Consider the following 20,530-nt stretch of genomic DNA (forward strand, 5'->3'; position numbering starts at 1 on the left):
GGGGACGTCTGCCGGTTGTTTACCGGCCAAGATAAACCTATGGTAGCCAAGCGACATTCCCTTCTTGACCTTTCGATGCCCGGATCGCCCGACCCCGGCTTTCGGCGGCATTTTCCCCAAACCCAAGATGAATCCTCTGTCCCGAGTCGCCGGCCTGGCCGGACTGCTCACCCTTCTTTGCACGCCTGAGCTTCGCTCCGAGGCGATGCTCCAGTATTTCAACACGGGCTGGGCGGAGGTCACCCGGAAGATGCCGGAACTGGCGGAGGCGGGCTACGATTCGCTGTGGCTGCCGCCGCCGACCAAGGGTTCGGGCGGGCTCTCGGTCGGCTACGACTGCTGGGACCGCTTCGATCTCGGGTCGAAGGACCAGCGCGGCAGCGTCCGCACTCGCTATGGGACGGAGGCGGAGCTGGTCGAGATGGTCCGCGTGGCGCACCGCTTCGGGATCCGGATCTACTTTGACAACGTGATGAATCACAACGCGTTCGACGTGCCTGGCTACAATGCCTTCACGCCGATCGACGTGTATCCTGGCTTCGTGCCGGAGGACTTCCACCTGCGCCGGACCGAGGACGGCTTTTACCGGAAGTGGGACAACACCCGCGATTGGAATGACGCGTGGCAGGTCCAGAACCTCGGGCTGGCCGATCTGATCGACATTGCGACCGAGCCCGGCACGACCAATTTCAACCACGGCTCCTACGAGGGCGACACGATCCCGAAGATCGAGTTCGTCCGCCAGCCGGGCAATCCGGAATACTACTGCTACGCCCCTTCCGGGCCGGGCCAGAAGCACGCGGCCGGGCAGGGGAACTACGTCGGCTTTGGCGCGGGCAATGGCATCACGCCGGCGTCGATCGCGGCGAACGCGTCCTTCTACTCGGAGCGGGTGGAAGATTTCCTCCACCGCGCGGCGCGCTGGCAGATCGACCGGACGAAGGCGGACGGCTTCCGGCTGGATGCGGTGAAGCACACGCCGGCGGACTTTTTCGGCGCGACCTACGGCGGCGACAAGGATTCGTCGAACTATGGCTACTCGGGCCAGATCCAGCAGCAGTTCAATCTGACCCGCGGCTTCGGCGACTGGAACAACCACCGCAATAGCGTCTTCAGCACCGAGATCCCGCGCGACGATGCGATGCTCTTCGGCGAGCACCTCGGCCAGCCACCGGCCTACAGCTCGTACATCGACTCCGGCATGCGGCTCGTCGACAACGACCTGCGCTCGAATCTGAACAACCTGTTAGGAAACCCCTCGTCCGGCATCAACGGCTACCAGAATGCAGGTGCCGGCGGCTTTACCGACAGCGTCACGGTGATGCACGCGCAGAGCCACGACAATGACTACGCCGCGCGCCGCGAGCTCCAGCATGCGATCTACTTCACCCGCTCCGGCATGGGCCTCGTCTATACCGACGGGAATTATCATGCGGAGACTCTTGGGGAGAGCGGCGGTGCCTTTCCACGCCATGCCAACACCGCCTTCCTCGGGCAGTGGGGCGATGCGCGCATTCCGAACCTGCTGAAGATTCACCGTGACTTCGCCCGCGGCTGGCAAAAGGGCCGCGAGGGCACGGGCGATCTGATCACCTACGAGCGCATCGACGACCGCGAATTCTCCGAGGGCAACCAGGCGCTAAAGGAGCGCAGGGGCGTGACAATGCTGATGGCGATCAACGACAATTACGCCAATGGCGTCGGCCTCACCGGTGGCACATCGTTTCCCACCACTGCGGGCACCGGTGCCGAGGACAGTCCCGACACCGGCGACGAGTATCTTTTCCAGTACGCCCGCGGCTACGGCAGTCAGGTTGGCTTCTACAAGTATGCCTCGGACCTGCATACCACGCTGGTGCCGGCGGGCAGCTACTTCGCCTTCGCCCCGCGCACGCCGGAGGAGTCGGACCTATGGAAAAACGCCGGTGGTTCGCCGATCACCATCTATCAAGGCGCGGACAAGGCCGGCACGGTGGAAGTCATCCGCCGCGATGGCTCGGATGGCGATGCCGCCTTCAATCCGAACGGACTGCCCGATGCGGATACCGACGACTATGCCTATCGTATTTCCGTCCCGCGGGTGACGAGTGCGAGCAACCTGCGCTTCGTGGTCCGCGCCGATGGCTCGGCTGAAAACATCCTGCTGCGGCTTGATGGAGGCATCGACCTCAATGGCACGCGCCCCGACGAAGGTGCGCCAGGAGCTACTGACGACGATCCATTCTACCGCGACCGCCGCCCGGGTTCATCGACGGATACGTTTCTCGGCTACGAGCAGCCGGTATTTGCCCATCGTCAGTTCGCGGAGAAGTTTGCGGCCAAGGATTCGAGCCGCAATCAGATCGGCTCCGCGGGGGCTGAGACCTACGCGAAAGTCGTCGGCACTCCAGGCTTCACGATCGCGAATGGACCCACGGGTGCGAATGACTTCGGCACCGATGGCGGTAACCAGGCATCCTTCCTTTATCACGACCCCGAAGCGGACGTGGGCGGTACGCCCGGTGGTGGTTGGCCCGGCGGCGTGGCGCCAAAGCAGTATGTGGAGAAGGCGTCCACCCTCTCACTGTGGGCGAAGCCCAATGGCGTCGGTGGTGGCTTCAAGATGTTCTTCTACTACACCACCGATGGCACGAATCCCGAGGGCGCGGGTGGTGGCGGTGCCGGCAGCACGCGGGTGGTGGAAATGAACTTCTCTCACAACGAGGGCGGCGACAACTGGTGGATGAGCGTCGACATCCCGAAGCCCGCCGCGGGAGCGACGCTCAAGTACAAGGTCGGCATCTACAAGGAGGGCGCCTCGAGCGTCTACCCGTCCGGCCCGCTCACGGTGGATCGCAAGAAGCGGATGATGTCGGTCTTCAAGATCGATGGCTTCAATGCCGGCACGATCGTCCACGCGCCGCACAATGACTACGGTGCCACCGAAACCGGTCTGGCCGAAGGCTTCCACGTCCTGCGGGCGCGGCCCTTCCTGAAGCGCAGCGGCAAGGCCTCGCTCTACAATACCTTCGTCCAGACGTTCTACTACGATGCTAGTAGCCCGGAAGGTCAGGTCGTATTTCCAGCTTCCAACGGCAGCACGGTCGGAGGAAGCGAATACGGCATGGTCGTTCGTGCTGACAACTCGACGACCGAGGTCTGGTACAAGATCGACGACGCCGATGCCTCGAACAACGACGCCACCACCGGGGCGTCGAATGGCAACGGTGCCTGGGTGCGCGCCTCGGAGGTCACCCCGAATGCCGCCGTGGTCCCCGCCGATCCCGATCACGGTCGCGAATTCCGCTTCAACTACGTCAACATCCCCGCCACCGGCAGCGCGACGATCCAGGTGCGCTTGAAGGAGCTGAGTTCCTCGGCCGACAACAACCTCGCCGACGGTGCCGGTCATTTCACCACGCTGACCCGTACCGTCAATGCCGCCGGGCCGGACTTGCGGATGTTCATCGCGTTTCCTCCCGCGGATGGCACCGGCATCGATGACAGCTATGTGCTGAAGGCCTACTTCTCGAAAGCTCTCGCCAATGGACTGAGCGAGGCACAGCTCAAGTCGCGCTTCCTCGTTCGCTTCGGTGCCGACGATGCTTGGCCGACCAGCGCTCAGATCCTCGACTCCACGGCGATCTCGATCGCTTATAACGAAACCGCGGACTACCACGCGCTGGCCTTCGCGTTGCCGAATCTCTACGATGGACGGCCGGAATTCCTCCATCGGGTTGAGGTCACGCATGATCGCCCCGATCCCTCCGCCGATCTCATCGCGACCCGCCGTGTGACTTCGTTGCCGAGCACCAAGCCACGGGTGACGATCCTCCAGCCGCAGGAATTCGACAGCAATGGCAAGCTGGTGGAAATCGTGCTGCCCGATGGTCCGGGAGCCGACTCGCTGGATTCCACCGTGCGGGTCGAGACGGACGTCCTCACCACGCAGGTGGATCTCGCGTTCGCCATCGGAAGCGGCGCTCTAACAGCCATCGATGCCGATCCGGGCACGGCGGGCATCCAGCCGGTGATCCAAGGTTCCAGCGCATTCTGGGATTTCACCTGGCATATCACCGCGCCGGGATCGTTCCGCCTCATCGCGACGGCCACCTCGCCCGGTGGCGTGAATACGGACAGCCGCAATGCGATGGTGATCTATCGGCAGCTCGTCGCGGAGAATCCGAATGATGCGGACGACGATGACGACGGGCTTTCCGACTTCGACGAGGGAACCATCACCCCCTTGCCGAATGGTTTCCCGACCGACGACCCACGCTACAAGCCGAATCCCGAGCAGTGGACGAACGGCGATATCCACATCCACCATGCCTACGGGAAATCCCATCCGCTGATGCCTGATAGCGATGGCGATGGTCTGCCGGATGGCCTGGAGGCCGGTTGGCGCACCGCCGCCGTGGCAACGAACATCGCCACCGACACGAATGCCGATGGGAAGCCGAACTTCATCGGCGACCTCGACCCGCCGTTTTTCAATACGCTCGACAATCTCGGCTCGGTGCCCGGCGTGAACAGCGCCAGCGAAGGCGGTGATCGCGCGAAGCGGCTCTTCGGCTCGACCACCGATCCGGGCAATCCGGACAGCGATGGCGACGGCTTGCCGGACGGCGTCGAGGATGCGAACGCGAACGGCTGGGTCGATGGCGACGGCGCATCGCTCGCTACGAACGCTGCTCCGGTCACCGACCGCAACTGGCCGAACGGCAAGATCGACAGCGGCGAGACGTGGCTCGAAACCGCCCCCACTGATGCCGACACCGACGACGACGGGCTTTCCGATGGCTCCGGCGAGGACAAGGACGCCGATGGCTTCATCACCGGTGACACCAATCACGACCGCACATGGCAGGCCGGGGAAATCTGGCTGGAAACGAATCCGCTGAAGGGTGATACCGATGGCGATGGCTTGCCGGATGGTTGGGAAGTGCGCTTCGGCCTGAACCCGCTCGACAGCGGCAGCGCGACCTTCGACGGATCTACGGCAAACGTCGTAAATGGCGGCTCGGGCGATCCCGATGGCGATGGACTTTCCAACACCCAGGAGCTTCTCGCCGGCACGGATCCGCGGGTGGATAACTCGGTGATCCTTGAGCCCGGCGAGGAGATCCTGATCGGCCCCGTCGGTGAGGACGACGCCATCGTTCACGGCAGCGTGACGAACCGCCAGGAGTTCACGGATTGGAAGAAGGAAGACCTCGTGGTGCTGGATGAGTTCGAAGGGGATGGATCCGGCAATCAAGGCGGCGACACCTACCTCGGCTACGATGGCTTCGATAGCTCGCGCGACTTGGTCGCCTTCTATGCCCGCGACGGCGGAGATACCTCGGTCGGTGGCACCGGTGACCTCTATTTCCGCGCCGACTTGCAGGATCTCAAGCCATACGCAGAGGAAGGAAACCTCGATCTCTACGTCGTCATCGACACTGGCAACCAGGCGGTTGGCGAGTACTCGCTGCCGGATCAGGTAGACACCGGCACGCTGATGCGCTGGGAAGCGGTCGTCGCCGTTTACGGATCTAACAACGGCGCGGTGTATGTGGACACGAATCCCGCGAGCAACTCGACGTCCACCAACGAGAACCTCACGCCGAGAGGTGTCGTGCGTCGCGATCAGACTACCCCCGGCGGATTCAAGAAGGCGTATTTCGATAGCAAGTTCGATGCGGTGGAGTTTTCCATCAGTCGCCAGGCTTTGCTTGATGCGGGTTGGCTCGGCGACCCGGGCAGCTTGAATTTCCAAGTCATCACCGTTCGGGATGGCACGCAGAATTCACCTGCCGGGGCAGGCGACATCGGCGGTCGCACCGATATACGCGACACGATCAACGACGACTGGCTCGCCGAGGACTACTGGCGCGAGCAAGGCTACATCGGCCAGAACAGCGAGCTGCGCACATGGTTCAACTACCACGGTCCCGACCGCGGCAAGCGCTCGAAGGTGATGATGCTCCTTCATGGAAACGACGCGATCCTCACCGCCTCTGAAATCCAGGCGAAGCTCAACAATGGTGCTGGCGCAGGTTACTACCGGCCGCTCGACGTCCATGAGGCCTATGGCGCGAAGCTAGGCCTGCACATCACGCCGACGCTCGCCTCGGCGATTGAATGGGCCTCCGTCGATCCCGCGGCGAACAAGCCATGGCGCGATGGACCGGCCTTCAACAACCGCCTCGCTGAACTCGCCGCGGACGGCACGGTGGAAATGCTTGGCACCACCTTCGCCGATGCTCCGCTGCCGTACTTCAGCCAGTCGTGGGTGAATGACAATGTCGCGCTCTCAAAGCGCACGCTGACCGCGATCTACGGCACCGCGCCGTCGGACAAGGCGTTCTGGATTCCGGAGCGCGTGATCGACGAGAGCGTCTTGTCGAAAGCTGCAGGTGCCGGATTCACCCACGTCTTCGCCGACCAGTTCCGCCACATCCTCGACCGCTTCGGCCGCCAGAGCGCCTTGCTCGATGATGGCTATCGCATCAACCGGATCAACGGGCTGAACACCATCGTCATCAACGACCAAGCGTCGGAGTTCCGCTTCCGCAACACCGACGGCGGGCTCGATGGCAGCCTTCGCCAGCTTGTCTCCCGCAAGGCGCGCAACGGCGAGCAGCACCAGCTTCTCGTCCTCCTCAGTGGCTGGGCGGATTTTTCTAACAAGGCGAATGCCGATGCCTACGATGCGAACGTCGCGTGGCTCGCCAGCCGGCCGTGGATCGAACTCGTGGGCCCTGACCAAGTGGCGCAGGGTGATGTCGATCTCTCGCTGCCTCCGGATGGCAGCGGCGACACCTTTGCCTCGCTGGAACGCGGCACCGTTTCCTTCCCGGCGAAAAAGGGTCCGCTGTGGATCGATCACAGCGCCGAGGGCAACTACGACTTCTGGTGGTTCGGCAGCGGCCAGGAGGAAAGCCTGCGCGACAAGGTCTTTGAGATCCGTCCCGGCGTGCCGGTGCCGTCGATCTTCGGCGTGCAGCATTTCAATGGCACCGGCACCGGCGTCGCGAAGAATGCATGGGACGCCGTGGCCTCGCAGCCCGACACGCCTCTCGGTCGTCTGGCGCGCGGCACCTATCACGCATCGAGCTACCTCGCCGGCTGGCACAATGAGGACAACGGCGACCTAAGGACTTACTCGACGGGTGCCTTCATCTATCCCGACGCGAGTTTCGACAATCTCGCCGGCTTCGCGAAGCAGGCCCAGTCACAGGCCCGCTTCGCCGCCGTCTATCAGGCAGTCGCAGCTTGGGCTGCCGCGCCGCCGGTGAATGCCGAGGCGGTGATGCTGGATGTCGATCTGGATGGAGAGGCCGAATACCTGCTGCGAAATAACCGCGTGTTCGCGCTCTTTGAAGCCATTGGTGGTCGTTGCACGGCCGCGTGGGCACGCGATGTGGGCACGGGTGCAGTCCGGCAGATGGTCGGCAATCCTCTTTCGTTCTCCGGCACCGAAACGGAGTTCGAAGGTGCCGCGAACCAGAACCCGGACGGCAGCGTGCTCGCCCGGCGCACCTCGGCTTTCAAGGATTGGTGGGCGGTCGGAAGTGGTGGCACGAACCAGTTCGTCAACGCGCTCTACACCGTGGCCCCGGCAGCTTCCGGCACCGGCTGGACCTTCATTTCGCCTGCCGGCGCGATCACGAAGACGATCACGCTCGGAAGTGCCAGCGACACGCTCGTCGCCGACTACGTGCTCGGCGGTGGCTATACCAAGCTGTTCGTTCGCTCCGGCCTCTCGCCCGATCTGGACAGCCTGATCACCGGCGGGCAGGAGGGCCTTGCAACGGAGATCAGTCTGCCCGAGGTGATGGTTGCGACCGGCATGTCAGGTGCCCTTTCGCTTGCCACGATGAAGCTCACTTCGGACGTCACATGCCAGCCCACGGCGACCGATGACGACTTCGGAAACCAGGATGCGATCCCCATGCGCAATCAGGCGCACGTGCATCAGGTGGAGGTCGAGAGCCAAAGTACGACATTCACCGTAGGTCTGGCCCTGTCGACCATCACCGTGGACGGAGATCTCGACGGCTTGCCGACCTCGTGGGAGGCGGCGAACGGCCTCAACGACACCGACGCGACCGGCGACAATGGCGCGGCGGGGGATCCGGATAACGATGGTGTCCCGAATTTGGACGAGTGGCTGGTGGGACTCAATCCGCAGCTAGCCGATCTTTCGGCCTTCCCGAAGCTCGGCATCGGTAAGATCGCCGGCGGCTATCGCCTGAGCTTTCCGACGCTACCGGACCGGCGCTATCAGCTCCAGGTTTCCGAGACGCTCGCCGGCTGGTCGAATTCGGGCGCGCCCGTCAGCACCGCCGGAGCGGTGGGCCCCGGCACGCTGGAAATCGACGACTCCACCGCTTTGCCCAAGCGCTTCTACCGCATGGTGATTTCCCCCGTTCCCGCTCCTTGATCCGCATGAAAGTCTTGCTCTTCTTACTGATGGGATCGGTGCTCCGGGCCGCGCCGGCAAACGTGTGGCACCTGCCGTCGAAGAACGAATCGCAGATCGCCAAGACGATGCGTGACCCAGTCTATGAGATCAAGGCGACCGATGCCACAATCTATCAGGGCTTCTTCAAGAACAATGGCGCGGGAGGTGACCAGAACGGTGGCACGCTCTTCTATCGCACTGTGCCGCGCGGTGGGTCGGCGGGCGCGTGGCAGCCGGTGATGCTTGGATTCCACTCGAATTTTCCGGGCGGTGGAGATGATGTGAACCAATACTGGAAGGCGGTCATTCCCACCACCGGCATCGCGGCTACCGATGTGATCGAGTACTACATCCGTGCGACTTTCGCCGGCGGGGCACCGGAGACCACCTACGTCTATGGACTCGATGACGATTCGGAAGTAACGACCACCGAGTCAGTCGCGCAGGCCTCACCCTTCTCGATCCGCAACCGTCCGGGCTGGATCTTCCACGCGAATAACCGGACCATCGCCGGCAACGACATCCAGGTCCGCACGAAGACCGGCTACATCGGACCTGACAATTCGCCTGCCTCGCGATGGGCGACGGCGGGTGCGGTGTATTACACAACCGATGGCACCACACCCGGTGGCGCGCTCGGCGTGGCCAGCGGCACCAGCAGTGCGGTGGCGATGATCTTCGATGGCACCGATGGCGATCCCAGCGGCAATGGCAACGCGGCATTGTGGCGGGGCACCTTGCCGAACGTAATCAATGGCCTGCCGCTCGGCGCGCAGGTGAAGTACAAGATGGGCCTGTGGAACCCGGCGACGAATGACGAGAAGTTCGCCGACCACCTTGCCGGCACCGGCAACGCGATCTTTGTCTATCAAAACGGCGTGGTCGGGCAGCCGACACTCACGATCAACGGGCTCAATGGGAACTACACGACGACCAAACTGTTCGTCGATGAGATCGCCAGTGACTCGATCCCGCTGAGCATTTCCTTCCAGCCCGGCGAAGATGTCACTGCCGCGGAAATCTATACGAACCTCAACCGAAGAGACCGCGCGGACCTCGACGCGAATGGTGACGGCTATCCCGATGGTGTCAGCGTGCCGGATGGGTCGACGCTCGTTGCGGGGGACGATGCGCATTACTTCAAGGCCTACACGATGACGTCCGCGGGTGCGGGCACCTACACGGTGAGCTTGCCGGCGGAAAGGACGGGTGCCTACCGGCTCACCGCGCGGTGGAAGGTTTCCGGCGATCCGAACTGGCGCTGGTACACGAATGGCGGCGCGAACCGCCGTGATCATGCGATCACGGTATCGCCGAAGGATGCCCGGGACATCTCCCTTTATGAGATCAACGTGCTGAACATCGAGGCCACGGGCGACACCTTCGAAACGCGCTCGACGATCGAGGATATGCACAACGCCGCCGGCGCGCCGCACAACGGAAGCAACCGCTGGGATCTCGACTACCTCAAGGGACTCGGCGCGAACTGGCTGTGGTTCCAGCCGATTCATCCCCCGGCGCGCGATGGTCGAGAGCCCTTCGGCGGCTGGGGCAGCGGCAATCCGCCCTACGAACCCGGCAGCCCTTATGCGGTGAAGAACTTCTTCGAGGTCAGCCCGATCTTCACGAAGAACTTCAGCGGCAGCCCTTTCAGCAATACTGATCTACTCAATCAGACCAACCGCGATGCCGCGATGACGGCGTGGCAGAATTTCGTCTCGGCGGCCGATGGCAAGGCGGTCGGCATCATGCTGGATGCGCCTTTTAATCACACCGCCTACGACATCGAACTCGCCGACGCCGGTGTGGAGTTGTTCCAGCCCGACGGCCAGACATGGAGCGAGACCAACGAGATCCGCAATCGCGAGGCACGTTTCTTTTCCGCCGCGGGGAACTACGGCAACCGGGCCTCCAGCGCGGCGACCATCGCGGCGGGACCGGACCGCTTCGACTTCGGCAAGTGGAATGATGTGAAGGACGTCTTCTTCGGCCGCTACGATGCGTTGGTGGAAACGGACAACGATCCCGAGCGATCGAGCCACACCAGCGAGGGTGACTGGCTAGACGCTGCCGATGCTGACTGGACGGCGAACGACTTCGTGCAGGGCGGCGAGCAAAGGAACGTGACGCACCGTGTGTGGCAGTACTTTGCCCGCTACGGCACTCATTGGCTGGAAAAAACCCGGCCTGCCGGACAGAACCGCAACAGCTCGACCGAGCCCGGTCTAACAACAGCGCAGCGTTACGCGTGGGACGCGCGCGGGATCGATGGCCTGCGCTGCGACTTCGGCCAAGGCCTGCCACCGCAGTGCTGGGAATATATCATCAACGTCGCGCGCTCGAAGAAGTGGAACTTCGTGATGATGAGCGAATCGCTCGACGGCGGAGCGGTCACGTATCGCTCGAACCGCCACTTCGACATCCTCAACGAGAACATCGTCTTCCCGCTGGCGAGCGCCTCCACCAAGAGCGACTACCGCAACATCTTCGAAGGCCGTCGCAACGCCTATGGCCAGGGGCTGGTACTGATCAACAACGTCTCGCACGACGAGGCGAACTACAGCGACCCGTGGGAAGCGCTGATCCGCTTCAGCGTGGCGGGTTCGATGGATGGCGTGCCGATGATCTTCCCCGGCCAAGAGCTCGGGATTTCCGCGACGTATGGCTACAACCACTACGAGCTGAACTTCGGGAAGCAGATCCCGCACTTCAAGCGGTTCAACTCGATGCAGCCGATCTGGAACGATGCGAATTTCGGCAACGACCAGCTTTACCCGGTCTATGCCGGCATGGGTGCCGCGCGCGCCGCGAGCCCGGCACTCCGTGCGTCGAACCGCTGGTTCCTCGATGGCGACGGCAACAACGCGAAGATCCACGCGATCGCGAAGTACGAGGCCGCCAATGCTTCACCGGCCTTCAGCGATGTGGTGGTGGCCTTTGCCAGTCTCGACCGCGGCAATAACCAGCAGGACAACTTCAAGGTGCCATCGGGACTCGCGCCACTGCTCGGCATCAAGGATGGCCGCACTTACAACGTGAAGAACAAGGCGGCCTATCTCAACGCCGGCATCGGCATGAGCGGCCGCCGCGATACCTGGCAGTGGGGCGCGGGCTACACTGGCGCGCAGTTGAAGAACAACGGTTTCTTCGTCGCGCTCAACAAGGTGCCAACGATGGACACGTCCGCCAATGCGAACGATGCGGCGTGGAACCAACGCCCCTTCGAGGCGCAGTACCTGAAGCTCTACGACGTCACCCCGCCGCCATCTCCCGCGCCGCTTGCGAACTACTATGATATTGGTAGTTCGGGCACCTTCACGTGGGTTTCCAATGCGGGGCCGGACGACAACGTCACCTCATGGCTGGTGGAAGTGTCCGACGGCGATGGCGACTCGGTCTCCTCGGCCACCGTCACCGCCGCTCAATACACTTTCAGTGGCACACCGGGAGAGATCTACCGCGCCCGGATCACCGCGATCAGCGCGGCCACCATTTCCTCCACCTCTCCCGGCCAAAGCGATGGCGGAGCGCCGAATCCCGGTTCGACGACCTCGGCCATCCAGCTCCTCTCCGCCGCGGGTGATCAGGACGGCGACGGTGAAAGTAATGCCGACGAGCAGGCCGCAGGCACGAATCCGCTCAGTCCGTTGTCGGTGTTCCGGGTGACCAGCGTTTCGCGGAACGGCGGGAACGTGGGGGTGACTTTCTCCAGCGTGGCGGGCCTGACCTATCAGGTCGAAACGAGCACCTTGTTAGAGGCCGGTTCGTGGTCGGACACGGGTGATCCACTTGAAGCCACGGGTGCGAGTTCCACGATCTCTGTCCCTGTCAGCGGCGGGCGGCGGTTCTATCGCGTGCGGGTCGAGGAGGTAGGTCCGTAGTGCTGGAACGCCTCCTTTGCACTGAGATCAACGTAGCCTTCCAGCGATCCGCCATGGCCGGCGAAATAGTCGTGCTGCGAGGCATGGGCGCGAAAGGCGTCAAGGCGTTGCGAGCGGTGAGGGCTGCCATCGATAGTTAGATCGGCGGGATCGTCGCGGTTTAACATGCCGGGCAAGGGATGGCCATCCTGCCAGGCGTGGATCGTGAGGATGTCGTGCTTCCCCTCCGATGCGAGCAAGACCGCGCTCCGGACGAGCAGGTGCGCCGGGTGCCAGTATTCGCCACCACTGCCGTGGGTGATGAGCAGCGTGGGACGGTGTTTCTCTAACAAACCCCGCAGCTTTGCCGCCAAGTCGAGTGGCGAAACGTCCGGCGCAAAAGTGCGATGCTCCAGGCCGAGCGGATCCACATGGTCGAGAAACTCGACGGATGTCGCGCCGAGCGCGGCCGCTGACGCTCGCAACTCCGCCTCGCGAATCCGTCCCAGTTCCTCGCGGCTCATCCCGCCGGTGATGCCGCCTTCACCGCGGGTCAGGCAGATGAGGTGGAAGGGGACTCCCCGTGCAGCGAGTTCGCACAGCAGGCAGGAGGCGAAGAGCTCGTCATCCGGATGAGCGAAGACGGCGATGACCGGTCCCCCGGCTTCCAGCAGATGGTCGAGCGTCACCGGCCGCGGTGCCCGTGGTGGCCGCAAGGGGCGCAGGAGCTGGAGCCAGCGCTTGCGGTAGAAGAGCGGGTCGGTGAGGCGCTGGGAAAGCTTGCTCCACATGACGTGACGACTTAGATCGGCCGGCCGAGGAAATCCTGCACGATCTCGACCAACCGCACGGCAAAGTGTTCAGGCGCGAAGCGCGCGACGTTCTCCCGCAGTGACCGCCGCAGCGGCTCGTGGGATTCCGGCTGATTCAGCACGGCGAGGATCTTCCCGGCGGCATCGGCGGGATTCTGGTAAACGAGCGATTCGTTGGCGGCGATCTCCGCGGATCCGCCTTCGGCCGGCACGAACGGAATCAACCCGGCTGCGGCCATTTCGGCGACCGCGATGCCAAATGCCTCGACCCGGCAGGCGTGGAGGCCGAACGAACGCGATGCAAACAGGGCGGTCTTTTCCTGCGGACCGAGGAAGCCGGGTGTGCGGACCCATTCGCCACGTTCGGCGACCATCTGGCGGATGCGCCGTGAGTAGCAGTCATCGCCGAACCCGCCTAGCAGATCGAGCGTCGCGGGCCGGCCAGCAGCCCGAACCCGGTCGAGAATGGCGATGATCGCTTCGATCTCCTTCTCCGGCGCGATGCGATTCATCGCGACGAAGCTGAACGGCTCGCGGTCGGCGGCTTCCGGCCCGGCAGGGGTGGACGGCGGATAGAGCACGGGAGCACGGTCCAGCGGGAAATGCTCGCGGAGGCGGGCGGCGGTCCACTTGGAATTCGCGACCACGAGATCGTCCGCTGCGAGGGTCGGCTCGTCGTGGCGACGGGCGAGGTGCTCGCCGATGGAGAGGTAGGCCTGCCGCACGAAGGACGGCCGGTGGTGTGCTTGGCCGGTGGCGGTCGGGTAGAGTGCCAGCCGGCATTTCTCGTCGAAGCTGAAGTCGCCGATGAGCTGGATCGCGCGCTGGCCGAAGTGGATCGGGTTGTAGGCGCTAATACAGGCGTCGAATTTCTCCCCCAGCGTGCGGCAGAAGCGCTCGAACCACGCCCGTTGCCAGAAGGCCAGCACGGTCCCGGAATTCACGCCGGGCAGCCGCGGCGCTTGGAGCAGGGTGACCTTGTCCGGGAAAACGCGGGTGCCGTAGGTCGCATTCAGGTCCTCCCAATCGACCGGCGAAGCGGTGGTGAAGGTCACTCGTGCGCGATCCTGCAGGGCATGCAGCGTCCACATGGCAGTCGCTTCGGAACCGCCGCGGCCCATCCACGGATGAGCGATCAGGATTTCAGGCTGGAGGGGGTTGGCCATCGGTCCGTCTCACTGGTCGCGGGTGCCCGGCGGCCCCGTGCCGTCCAGCGTGGAAATCCATTGCATGGGGGAAGATGAAGGGATGGGGTTGGAGGTTGTCGAACTTTTACCGCCCCGGCTGTGCCATCGCGTCCCATCCCCCGAAGGGGTAAGGTGTGGAACAAAACCCGGGCGGTTTTCCTCTCATACCTCATGAAGTCCCTCCTCTTCGCCGGTTTGCTGCTGCCCATTCATGCGCGGCCCATGGAAAAGCTGGACCGGGGGCTGGTCGCGGTGCGCCAGGCGGACGGCTCGGTCTACACTGGCTGGCGCTTGCTTGGCGACGATCCCGCGGGCGCTGCTTTCAATCTGTATCGCCGGGTGGGAGGGAAGGACGAGCGGGTGAATCAGGAGCCTCTGAAGGGCGCGACCAACCTGATCGACCGCGGTGCCGGAAAGGCGGAGGCCTACGTCATTCGTCCGATCGTGGACGGCAAGGAAGGCACCTCCACGAAGCCCGCGAAGGTGCTGGAGAAGAACTTCATCGAGATCCCAATCCAGCCGATCCCGGACTACCGGCCGCACGACGCCTCCGCCGCGGACCTCGATGGCGATGGCGAATACGAGATCATCTTGCACCAGGCCTCCCGCGGGCGGGACAATTCTTTCAACGGCATCACCGGCTCGCCGGTGCTCGATGCCTACAAGCTCGATGGCACCCGGCTCTGGCGGATCGACCTGGGCATCAATATCCGCGAGGGCGAGCACTACACCCAGTTCATGGTCTATGACCTGGACGGCGATGGCCGTGCGGAATTGGCGTGCAAGACGGCCGATGGCACGAAGGACGGCACCGGAAAGGTCATCGGCGACGCGTCCAAGGATTGGCGGAACAAGGAGGAGGGAACCCAGCGCTTCGGCCGCATTCTTTCCGGTCCGGAGTTCCTCACCGTCTTCGACGGGAAAACCGGGGCCGCGCTCAAGACCGTCGATTTCATCCCCGGCCGCGACCCGATCGATGGCTGGGGCGGCATCGGCGGAAACGGCGGGAACGACAGCTATGGCAACCGCTGCGACCGCTTTCTCGCCTGTGTCGCCTGCCTAGATGGAAAGCACCCGAGCCTCGTGATGTCGCGCGGCGTTTATGGCCGCACGGTATTGGCCGCGTGGGATTGGCAGAATGGTGAGCTGACCTCGCGCTGGGTTTTCGACAGCGGGGTCAGCCGGCCGCCGTTCGAGAAGGCCTCGCCCTTCTCCGGCATGGGCGGCCACGCGTTGTCGGTCGCGGATGTCGATGACGACGGCAAGGACGAGATCGTCTATCAGGCGATGACCGTGGACGACAATGGCCAAGGCCTCTACTCGACCGGACGCCGCCATGGCGACGCGATCCACGTCGGCGACTTCGACCCCGAACGGCCCGGTAAGGAGCTTTATCTCGTCACGGAGAACGAGGAAGAAACGGTCAGTTTGAAAACGCCCGGCGCGGGCCTGCACGATGCCCGCAGCGGCAGCAGCTTGTGGAGTCACAGTCCCGGTGAGGACATCAGCGATGGGGTCGTGGCGGATATTGACCCCCGCCATCCCGGTGCTGAGGTGTGGGGTGGCCCCGGCGGCTTGCGGACGATCCGCGGCAAGGAAATCGGCCCGTGTCCACGTGGCTCTGATTGGGTTATCTGGTGGGATGGCGACCTGCTGAGGGAGATCTACGACCGCTCTGCCATTTTCAAATGGCGCTGGGAAGAGGGACGTGAGGAACGGCTCTTCACCGCCGAGATGCCGGGCGGACGTGGCCGCAATGCTGGCTTCCGTCCGAATCTGGCTGCGGACTTGATCGGCGACTGGCGCGAGGAGCTGCTGCTGCCTGCCCCCGATGGTAAGTCGCTACGCCTCTACACCACCACGATTTCCACCGAGCACCGGTTGGTGACGCTGATGCACGATCCTCAGTACCGGCTTTCCATCGCGTGGCAGAATGTCTCCTACAACAAGCCGCCGCATCCCTCGTTCTTCCTCGGACATGGGATGAAGGAATGACCTTCCCATCGTCCGTTAGGCCTGCCAGCGTCGGAGGAATCCATGGCATTCTCCGCCGCGCAGAAGCACCTTTTCTACACCGAGATCGCCAAGCTCCTCGAAGCCGGCTTCGGCATCCGTGAGGCGGGCCGGGCGATGCTCGACACGCGCTTGCCGGCGCTCCAGGCGGACCTGCTGCGCCGCATGGATGCCGACCTGGAGGCCGGCAAGTCGATCGCCGACTCCTTCGGCGCGGGCGTCATCACGCCACTGGAACGCAGCATCATCGGCGCGGGCGAACGTGGCGGCCGGATGGCTCCCGCGTTCCAGCATCTGGCGGACTACTTCGGCATGCTGGCGTCGGCCCGCCGGGAGGCCTTGGGCGCGATGGCGTATCCGGCATTCCTGCTGCACCTCGGGCTTTTCGTGGGCATCCTCGCTCCGGGCATGATGAGCCAGAAGGAGTTTCCCGAAATCCTGCGGGATTTCGTGCTCACCGTGCTGGCGCTCTACGCGGTGGGGTTTTTGCTGTGGCTCGGGTTGAAGGCCTTGCTGCGGAGTGCCTCGGGCAGCACCGCGCTGGACGGTTTCCTGCGGCGCATCCCGGTGCTTGGCGGTGCCCGGCGCGCGATGGCCATGGCGCGTTTCACCAAGGTCTATCACACCTGCCTGCTCGCCGGACTGTCGATGCACGAGACGGTGGAAACTTCCTGCGAAGCCTCCCACAGCGCGATCATCCGCAATGCGGGCAAGAAGCTTGCCCAAGCTCTCAAGGACGGCGGCCCGCTGGGGCCGACCATGATGTCCTGCGGTGCCTTTCCGTCCGCCTTCGCCCGTTCGTATGCGACGGCGGAGGAATCCGGCAGCCTCGACAAGGACCTCGCCCGCTGGGCCGCAGTCTATCAGGAAGACGCCGCCCGCGGCACGAAGACAGCCGCGGGTGTGGTCTCGAAGCTGGTCTATTTCGCGGTGCTGCTCTTCGTCGCGTGGACCATCATCAGCTCCTACGGCGGATACCTCCAGCAGATCGAGGATGTGTTGGAGTGAACCCGGCCTTCAGCCCAGTTCGTCGCTCCAAGTGGAAAGCAGGGATTCGAGCCCGCGGAGACCCTCCAAGGGAAAGACGTAGTAGTCTTCGTCGCCCGGGGAACTGCGCCGGTAGATCGCCTGCATCTTGCCGTTCTTGTCCTCAGCGGCGTGGAGGAGATGCACGGTCTTCTCCGGCTCGTGCAGCTCAGCCAGCAGCTTCACCGTCCGGATGCCGTGGTTGAAGCGTACCCCCATCCGAATCGCGAACGGTAATTTCACCACCGCTCCACTTCCATCCTCCGCGACCCGCGACGCCGTCGCGAACCAGTCCCGGACGACTCCAGGTGCGAGGCCGGACAGACCGATGTGGTTGACCGTGCGCCCGGGAAAGCGGTGGTCCGAAAACCGCAACCACACAACTTCGGGGCCGTCCTTTCGCCGGTGGAGGCTGACACGCACGCTCTGCTTTCCGTCGGGGGAGATTGATACCTCCGTCCACGGCTTGACCTCCTCTCCGTACAACAGGCCTTGGGCAATGTCCTTGAGCTTTGTCAGCATGAGATGAATGACTGCGCGTTCGCACCCCGGCATATCGGACCGGCTCCCGCGGCGCCACTACTTCCGCAGCCACTTCCACAGCGCCAGCACGATCATCGCGCCGACGGTGGCGGTGGCGATCGAGCCAAGCGACGGCAGCCAGTCGCCCGGATTGTTGTCCGGCAAGAAGCCGACGTTCTTGCCGATCCATCCGCCGAGCACGGCCCCGAGGATGCCGAGCACGATGGTCACCAGGCAGCCGCCTTTTTCCTCACCCGGGATCACTCGCCGGGCGATGGCTCCGGCGAAGAGCCCCAGCAGAATCCATCCGATGAAGTCTCCCATGCTTGGGCTGTTAGCAGATTCCGCGGGGCGATGCACCCTCAATTCCCGTTGAACTCCGGCTTGCCCGCCGCGCGCGGCTGGAGATCATGCGCACCGTGGAAAGTGCCAACGACCTGCCCGACCGCTTCGGCGCGATGTTCGTCAAGGAGCTGCGTCAGAACATGCGGCGCGCCAGCTTCGTCTATCCCTTCCTCGGCATCCAGGTGCTCGCGATTGTCGCGCTCATCATCGAGTTCCAGAACGACACCGGCTACTCCTACGAGAAGTACACCGGCATGCTCAATGTCGCCATGCTCGCCCAGTCGGGTCCCTTCTGGATCGGCGTCTCGGTGGTCTGTGCGATCATCATGCCGCTCGGCGGGCTGGTGCTGATGGGCCAGGAACTGGAGGAGGGAAATCACGAACTGCTGCTGCTGACCAAGCTCAACCGCTGGAAGGTGGTGCGCGGGAAGTTCTTCACCCTATGGGGCCTCTGCGTCCTCACCTTCATCTCGCTGCTGCCCTACGTCATCGTCCGCTACAATGTCGGTGCCATCGAGTTCGTCCGGGAAATCGCCTGCTCGCTGTCGGTGATCGGCCTGTCCGCCATGATGTGTGCCGGTGCGATCGGCGCTTCGTCATTCTCCGGGCTGCTCGCACGCATCGGCGTGATGGTGCTGTTCACCGGATCGATGATCCTCGGCGGCGGAATCCCGCTCGCCGCTTCCGCGAATGTCGGGCGAAACCCGGGCTGCGGCGTTTTCTATCACCTGAACGCGGTGGGCGTGGTGATCTGCTTTACCCTGCTCGGCTTGGCGCTCGCGCGCTCGCGGTTGCGGCTGGTGATCCACGCCTATGAGGTGAAGCCGAGCTACATGGTCATCGGCCTGCTGGTGTTCACGCCTTTCGTCATCGGCATGGCCACGGCGATGACCGGCGGGTTCGCCGGTTTCGTCGGACTCATCGGCATGGCGCTGGTCGGCATTTACGCCGACGCCACGCCGAAAGCTCCAGCCTGGGTGAAGCCGCCCGCACCGAATGTGCCGAGCGCCCCTCCACCCATGCCCGGCGCGGCGGGGTGAAAGGCATAAGGAGTGTCGACCTTCGGTCGACACGGCGTGGACCGAATCTCCACGCTCCTTAACGCGGCTGCGCCGCCTCAGCCATTCAGCTTCGCCAACGCCTTCGGCAGGAACACGCCGTCCTTGCGGATGACCTTGCCGTCGAAGCGGATCTCGCCGCCGCCGTAGTCCTTGCGCTGGATGTTGACCATGTCCCAGTGGACCTGCGAGCGGTTGCCGTTGTCCGCTTCCTCGTAGGCTTGGCCGGGCGTGAAGTGGAAGGAGCCGCCGATCTTCTCGTCGAAAAGGATATCGCGCATCGGGTGCTTGATCGCGGCGTTGTAGCCCAGCGCGAATTCGCCGATGTAGCGCGCACCCGGGTCGCTATCGAGGATCTTGTTGATCTCCTTCGTCTTTCCGGGCGACTCGGCCTTGATGACCTTGCCCTTTTCGAAGGTCAGCACGATCGAGTCGAAGGGAATGCCCTGATAGATCGTCGGCGCGTTGTAGGAAATGACGCCGTTCACCGAGTCCTTCACCGGTGCGGTGAAGACCTCACCATCCGGGATATTGTGCTCGCCGGCGCAGACGATGGCCGGGATGTCCTTGATCGAGAATTTCAGGTCGGTGCCCGGCCCGGTGATGTGGACCTGGTCGGTCGCATCCATCAGCTTCTTCAGCGCGGTCGCAGCAGGGACCAGCGCCTTGTAGTCCACGAGGCAGACGTTGAAGTAGAAGTCCTCGAAGGCCTCGGTGCTCATGCCCGCTTGCTGGGCCATCGAGGGCGTCGGCCAGCGCAGCACGCACCACTTGGTCTTCTTCACCCGCCAGTCGATCACCGGGCGCAGGTGCTTCATGGCGAGCTTCATGTTTGCCGCAGGCACGTCGCTGCTTTCGGCGATGTTGTGGCTTCCGCGCACGGCGATGTAGGCGTCCATGTCCTTCATCTCTGCCAGCAGGTGCTTCGACATCACCTGATACTGCGGATCCTCGGCGCCCTTGAGCATCTCGCGGGTCAACCGCGAGTTGTGGATGCGCAGGAACGGCAGCGCGCCCTTCGCTCGCGCCTCGCGGACCAGGGCGAGCCCGATCGACTCCGGCACGTCGTAGAGATCCAGGAGGATCTTCTCGCCCTTCTGCAGCGAGGTGGAATAGCGGACAAGCTGGCGGGCAAGCTGATCGATGCGGGCGTCGTGCATGAGTTAACCGCCTATCGGGCAGGAACTGAGCGGCCAAGTTCCAAATGAATGGCGGGTTGAGTTCTCCACGAAGTCGCACTAAATGATGGGAATGGAGGAAACGAAAAGGCGGTTCA

Annotated in this window: 10 protein-coding genes; 5 read left to right on the forward strand and 5 right to left on the reverse strand. The window is 63.6% G+C overall.

Going from position 1 to position 20,530, the window contains the following annotated elements; genetic code table 11:
* The first annotated feature begins 127 nt into the window (after nucleotides 1-127).
* Both OKA05_RS22645 and OKA05_RS22650 read left to right on the forward strand, forming a co-directional pair.
* Nucleotides 128-8,410, forward strand: a complete 8,283-nt coding sequence (locus tag OKA05_RS22645) for an alpha-amylase family glycosyl hydrolase (RefSeq protein ID WP_264489482.1) — start codon at nucleotides 128-130, stop codon at nucleotides 8,408-8,410.
* A gap of 5 nt (nucleotides 8,411-8,415) precedes the next feature.
* A complete protein-coding gene (locus OKA05_RS22650; protein WP_264489483.1) occupies nucleotides 8,416-12,312 on the forward strand; it encodes a hypothetical protein in 3,897 nt (1,298 codons plus the stop codon).
* Here OKA05_RS22650 and OKA05_RS22655 read toward each other — a convergent pair.
* Nucleotides 12,279-13,082, reverse strand: a complete 804-nt coding sequence (locus OKA05_RS22655; RefSeq protein WP_264489484.1) for a PIG-L deacetylase family protein — start codon at nucleotides 13,080-13,082, stop codon at nucleotides 12,279-12,281. The two genes, OKA05_RS22650 and OKA05_RS22655, sit on opposite strands and share 34 nt — an antisense overlap.
* 11 nt (nucleotides 13,083-13,093) lie before the next feature.
* Nucleotides 13,094-14,269: a glycosyltransferase family 4 protein gene (locus OKA05_RS22660; protein ID WP_264489485.1), complete on the reverse strand. Its 1,176-nt coding sequence runs from the start codon at nucleotides 14,267-14,269 to the stop codon at nucleotides 13,094-13,096.
* Nucleotides 14,270-14,461: 192 nt separating this feature from the next.
* Here OKA05_RS22660 and OKA05_RS22665 point away from each other — a divergent pair, with 192 nt between their 5' ends.
* Nucleotides 14,462-16,285: a rhamnogalacturonan lyase gene (locus tag OKA05_RS22665; protein ID WP_264489486.1), complete on the forward strand. Its 1,824-nt coding sequence runs from the start codon at nucleotides 14,462-14,464 to the stop codon at nucleotides 16,283-16,285.
* Between the two features lie 42 nt (nucleotides 16,286-16,327).
* Nucleotides 16,328-17,311, forward strand: coding sequence for a type II secretion system F family protein (locus OKA05_RS22670; RefSeq protein WP_264489487.1), 984 nt, complete (start codon nucleotides 16,328-16,330; stop codon nucleotides 17,309-17,311).
* 9 nt (nucleotides 17,312-17,320) lie between these two features.
* On the opposite strand, the gene OKA05_RS22675 is transcribed toward OKA05_RS22670, so the two are convergent.
* The gene (locus OKA05_RS22675) at nucleotides 17,321-17,851 is read right to left on the reverse strand and encodes a hypothetical protein (protein WP_264489488.1); all 531 of its coding nucleotides are present in this window, start codon (nucleotides 17,849-17,851) and stop codon (nucleotides 17,321-17,323) included.
* 57 nt (nucleotides 17,852-17,908) lie between these two features.
* Nucleotides 17,909-18,175, reverse strand: coding sequence for a GlsB/YeaQ/YmgE family stress response membrane protein (locus OKA05_RS22680; RefSeq protein ID WP_264489489.1), 267 nt, complete (start codon nucleotides 18,173-18,175; stop codon nucleotides 17,909-17,911).
* 86 nt (nucleotides 18,176-18,261) lie between these two features.
* Here OKA05_RS22680 and OKA05_RS22685 point away from each other — a divergent pair, with 86 nt between their 5' ends.
* Nucleotides 18,262-19,236 carry an ABC transporter permease gene (locus tag OKA05_RS22685; RefSeq protein ID WP_264489490.1) on the forward strand — a complete coding sequence of 325 codons (975 nt, stop codon included), beginning with the start codon at nucleotides 18,262-18,264 and terminating at the stop codon, nucleotides 19,234-19,236.
* A gap of 77 nt (nucleotides 19,237-19,313) precedes the next feature.
* Here the strand turns inward: OKA05_RS22685 and OKA05_RS22690 are convergent, their stop codons facing one another.
* On the reverse strand, nucleotides 19,314-20,414 hold the full coding sequence (locus tag OKA05_RS22690) for an aminopeptidase (RefSeq protein WP_264489491.1): 1,101 nt from the start codon (nucleotides 20,412-20,414) through the stop codon (nucleotides 19,314-19,316).
* Between the last annotated feature and the right edge of the window lie 116 nt (nucleotides 20,415-20,530).

Origin of the sequence: Luteolibacter arcticus, assembly GCF_025950235.1 — a bacterium.
Classification (GTDB): domain Bacteria; phylum Verrucomicrobiota; class Verrucomicrobiia; order Verrucomicrobiales; family Akkermansiaceae; genus Haloferula; species Haloferula arctica.

Excerpts from the sequence above, each read along its gene's own strand:
- OKA05_RS22645 (WP_264489482.1), top strand. The coding sequence starts at position 128 with ATGAATCCTCTGTCCCGAGTCGCCGGCCTGGCCGGACTGCTCACCCTT.
- OKA05_RS22650 (WP_264489483.1), top strand. The coding sequence starts at position 8,416 with ATGAAAGTCTTGCTCTTCTTACTGATGGGATCGGTGCTCCGGGCCGCG.
- OKA05_RS22655 (WP_264489484.1), bottom strand. The coding sequence starts at position 13,082 with ATGTGGAGCAAGCTTTCCCAGCGCCTCACCGACCCGCTCTTCTACCGC.
- OKA05_RS22660 (WP_264489485.1), bottom strand. The coding sequence starts at position 14,269 with ATGGCCAACCCCCTCCAGCCTGAAATCCTGATCGCTCATCCGTGGATG.
- OKA05_RS22665 (WP_264489486.1), top strand. The coding sequence starts at position 14,462 with ATGAAGTCCCTCCTCTTCGCCGGTTTGCTGCTGCCCATTCATGCGCGG.
- OKA05_RS22670 (WP_264489487.1), top strand. The coding sequence starts at position 16,328 with ATGGCATTCTCCGCCGCGCAGAAGCACCTTTTCTACACCGAGATCGCC.
- OKA05_RS22675 (WP_264489488.1), bottom strand. The coding sequence starts at position 17,851 with ATGCTGACAAAGCTCAAGGACATTGCCCAAGGCCTGTTGTACGGAGAG.
- OKA05_RS22680 (WP_264489489.1), bottom strand. The coding sequence starts at position 18,175 with ATGGGAGACTTCATCGGATGGATTCTGCTGGGGCTCTTCGCCGGAGCC.
- OKA05_RS22685 (WP_264489490.1), top strand. The coding sequence starts at position 18,262 with ATGCGCACCGTGGAAAGTGCCAACGACCTGCCCGACCGCTTCGGCGCG.
- OKA05_RS22690 (WP_264489491.1), bottom strand. The coding sequence starts at position 20,414 with ATGCACGACGCCCGCATCGATCAGCTTGCCCGCCAGCTTGTCCGCTAT.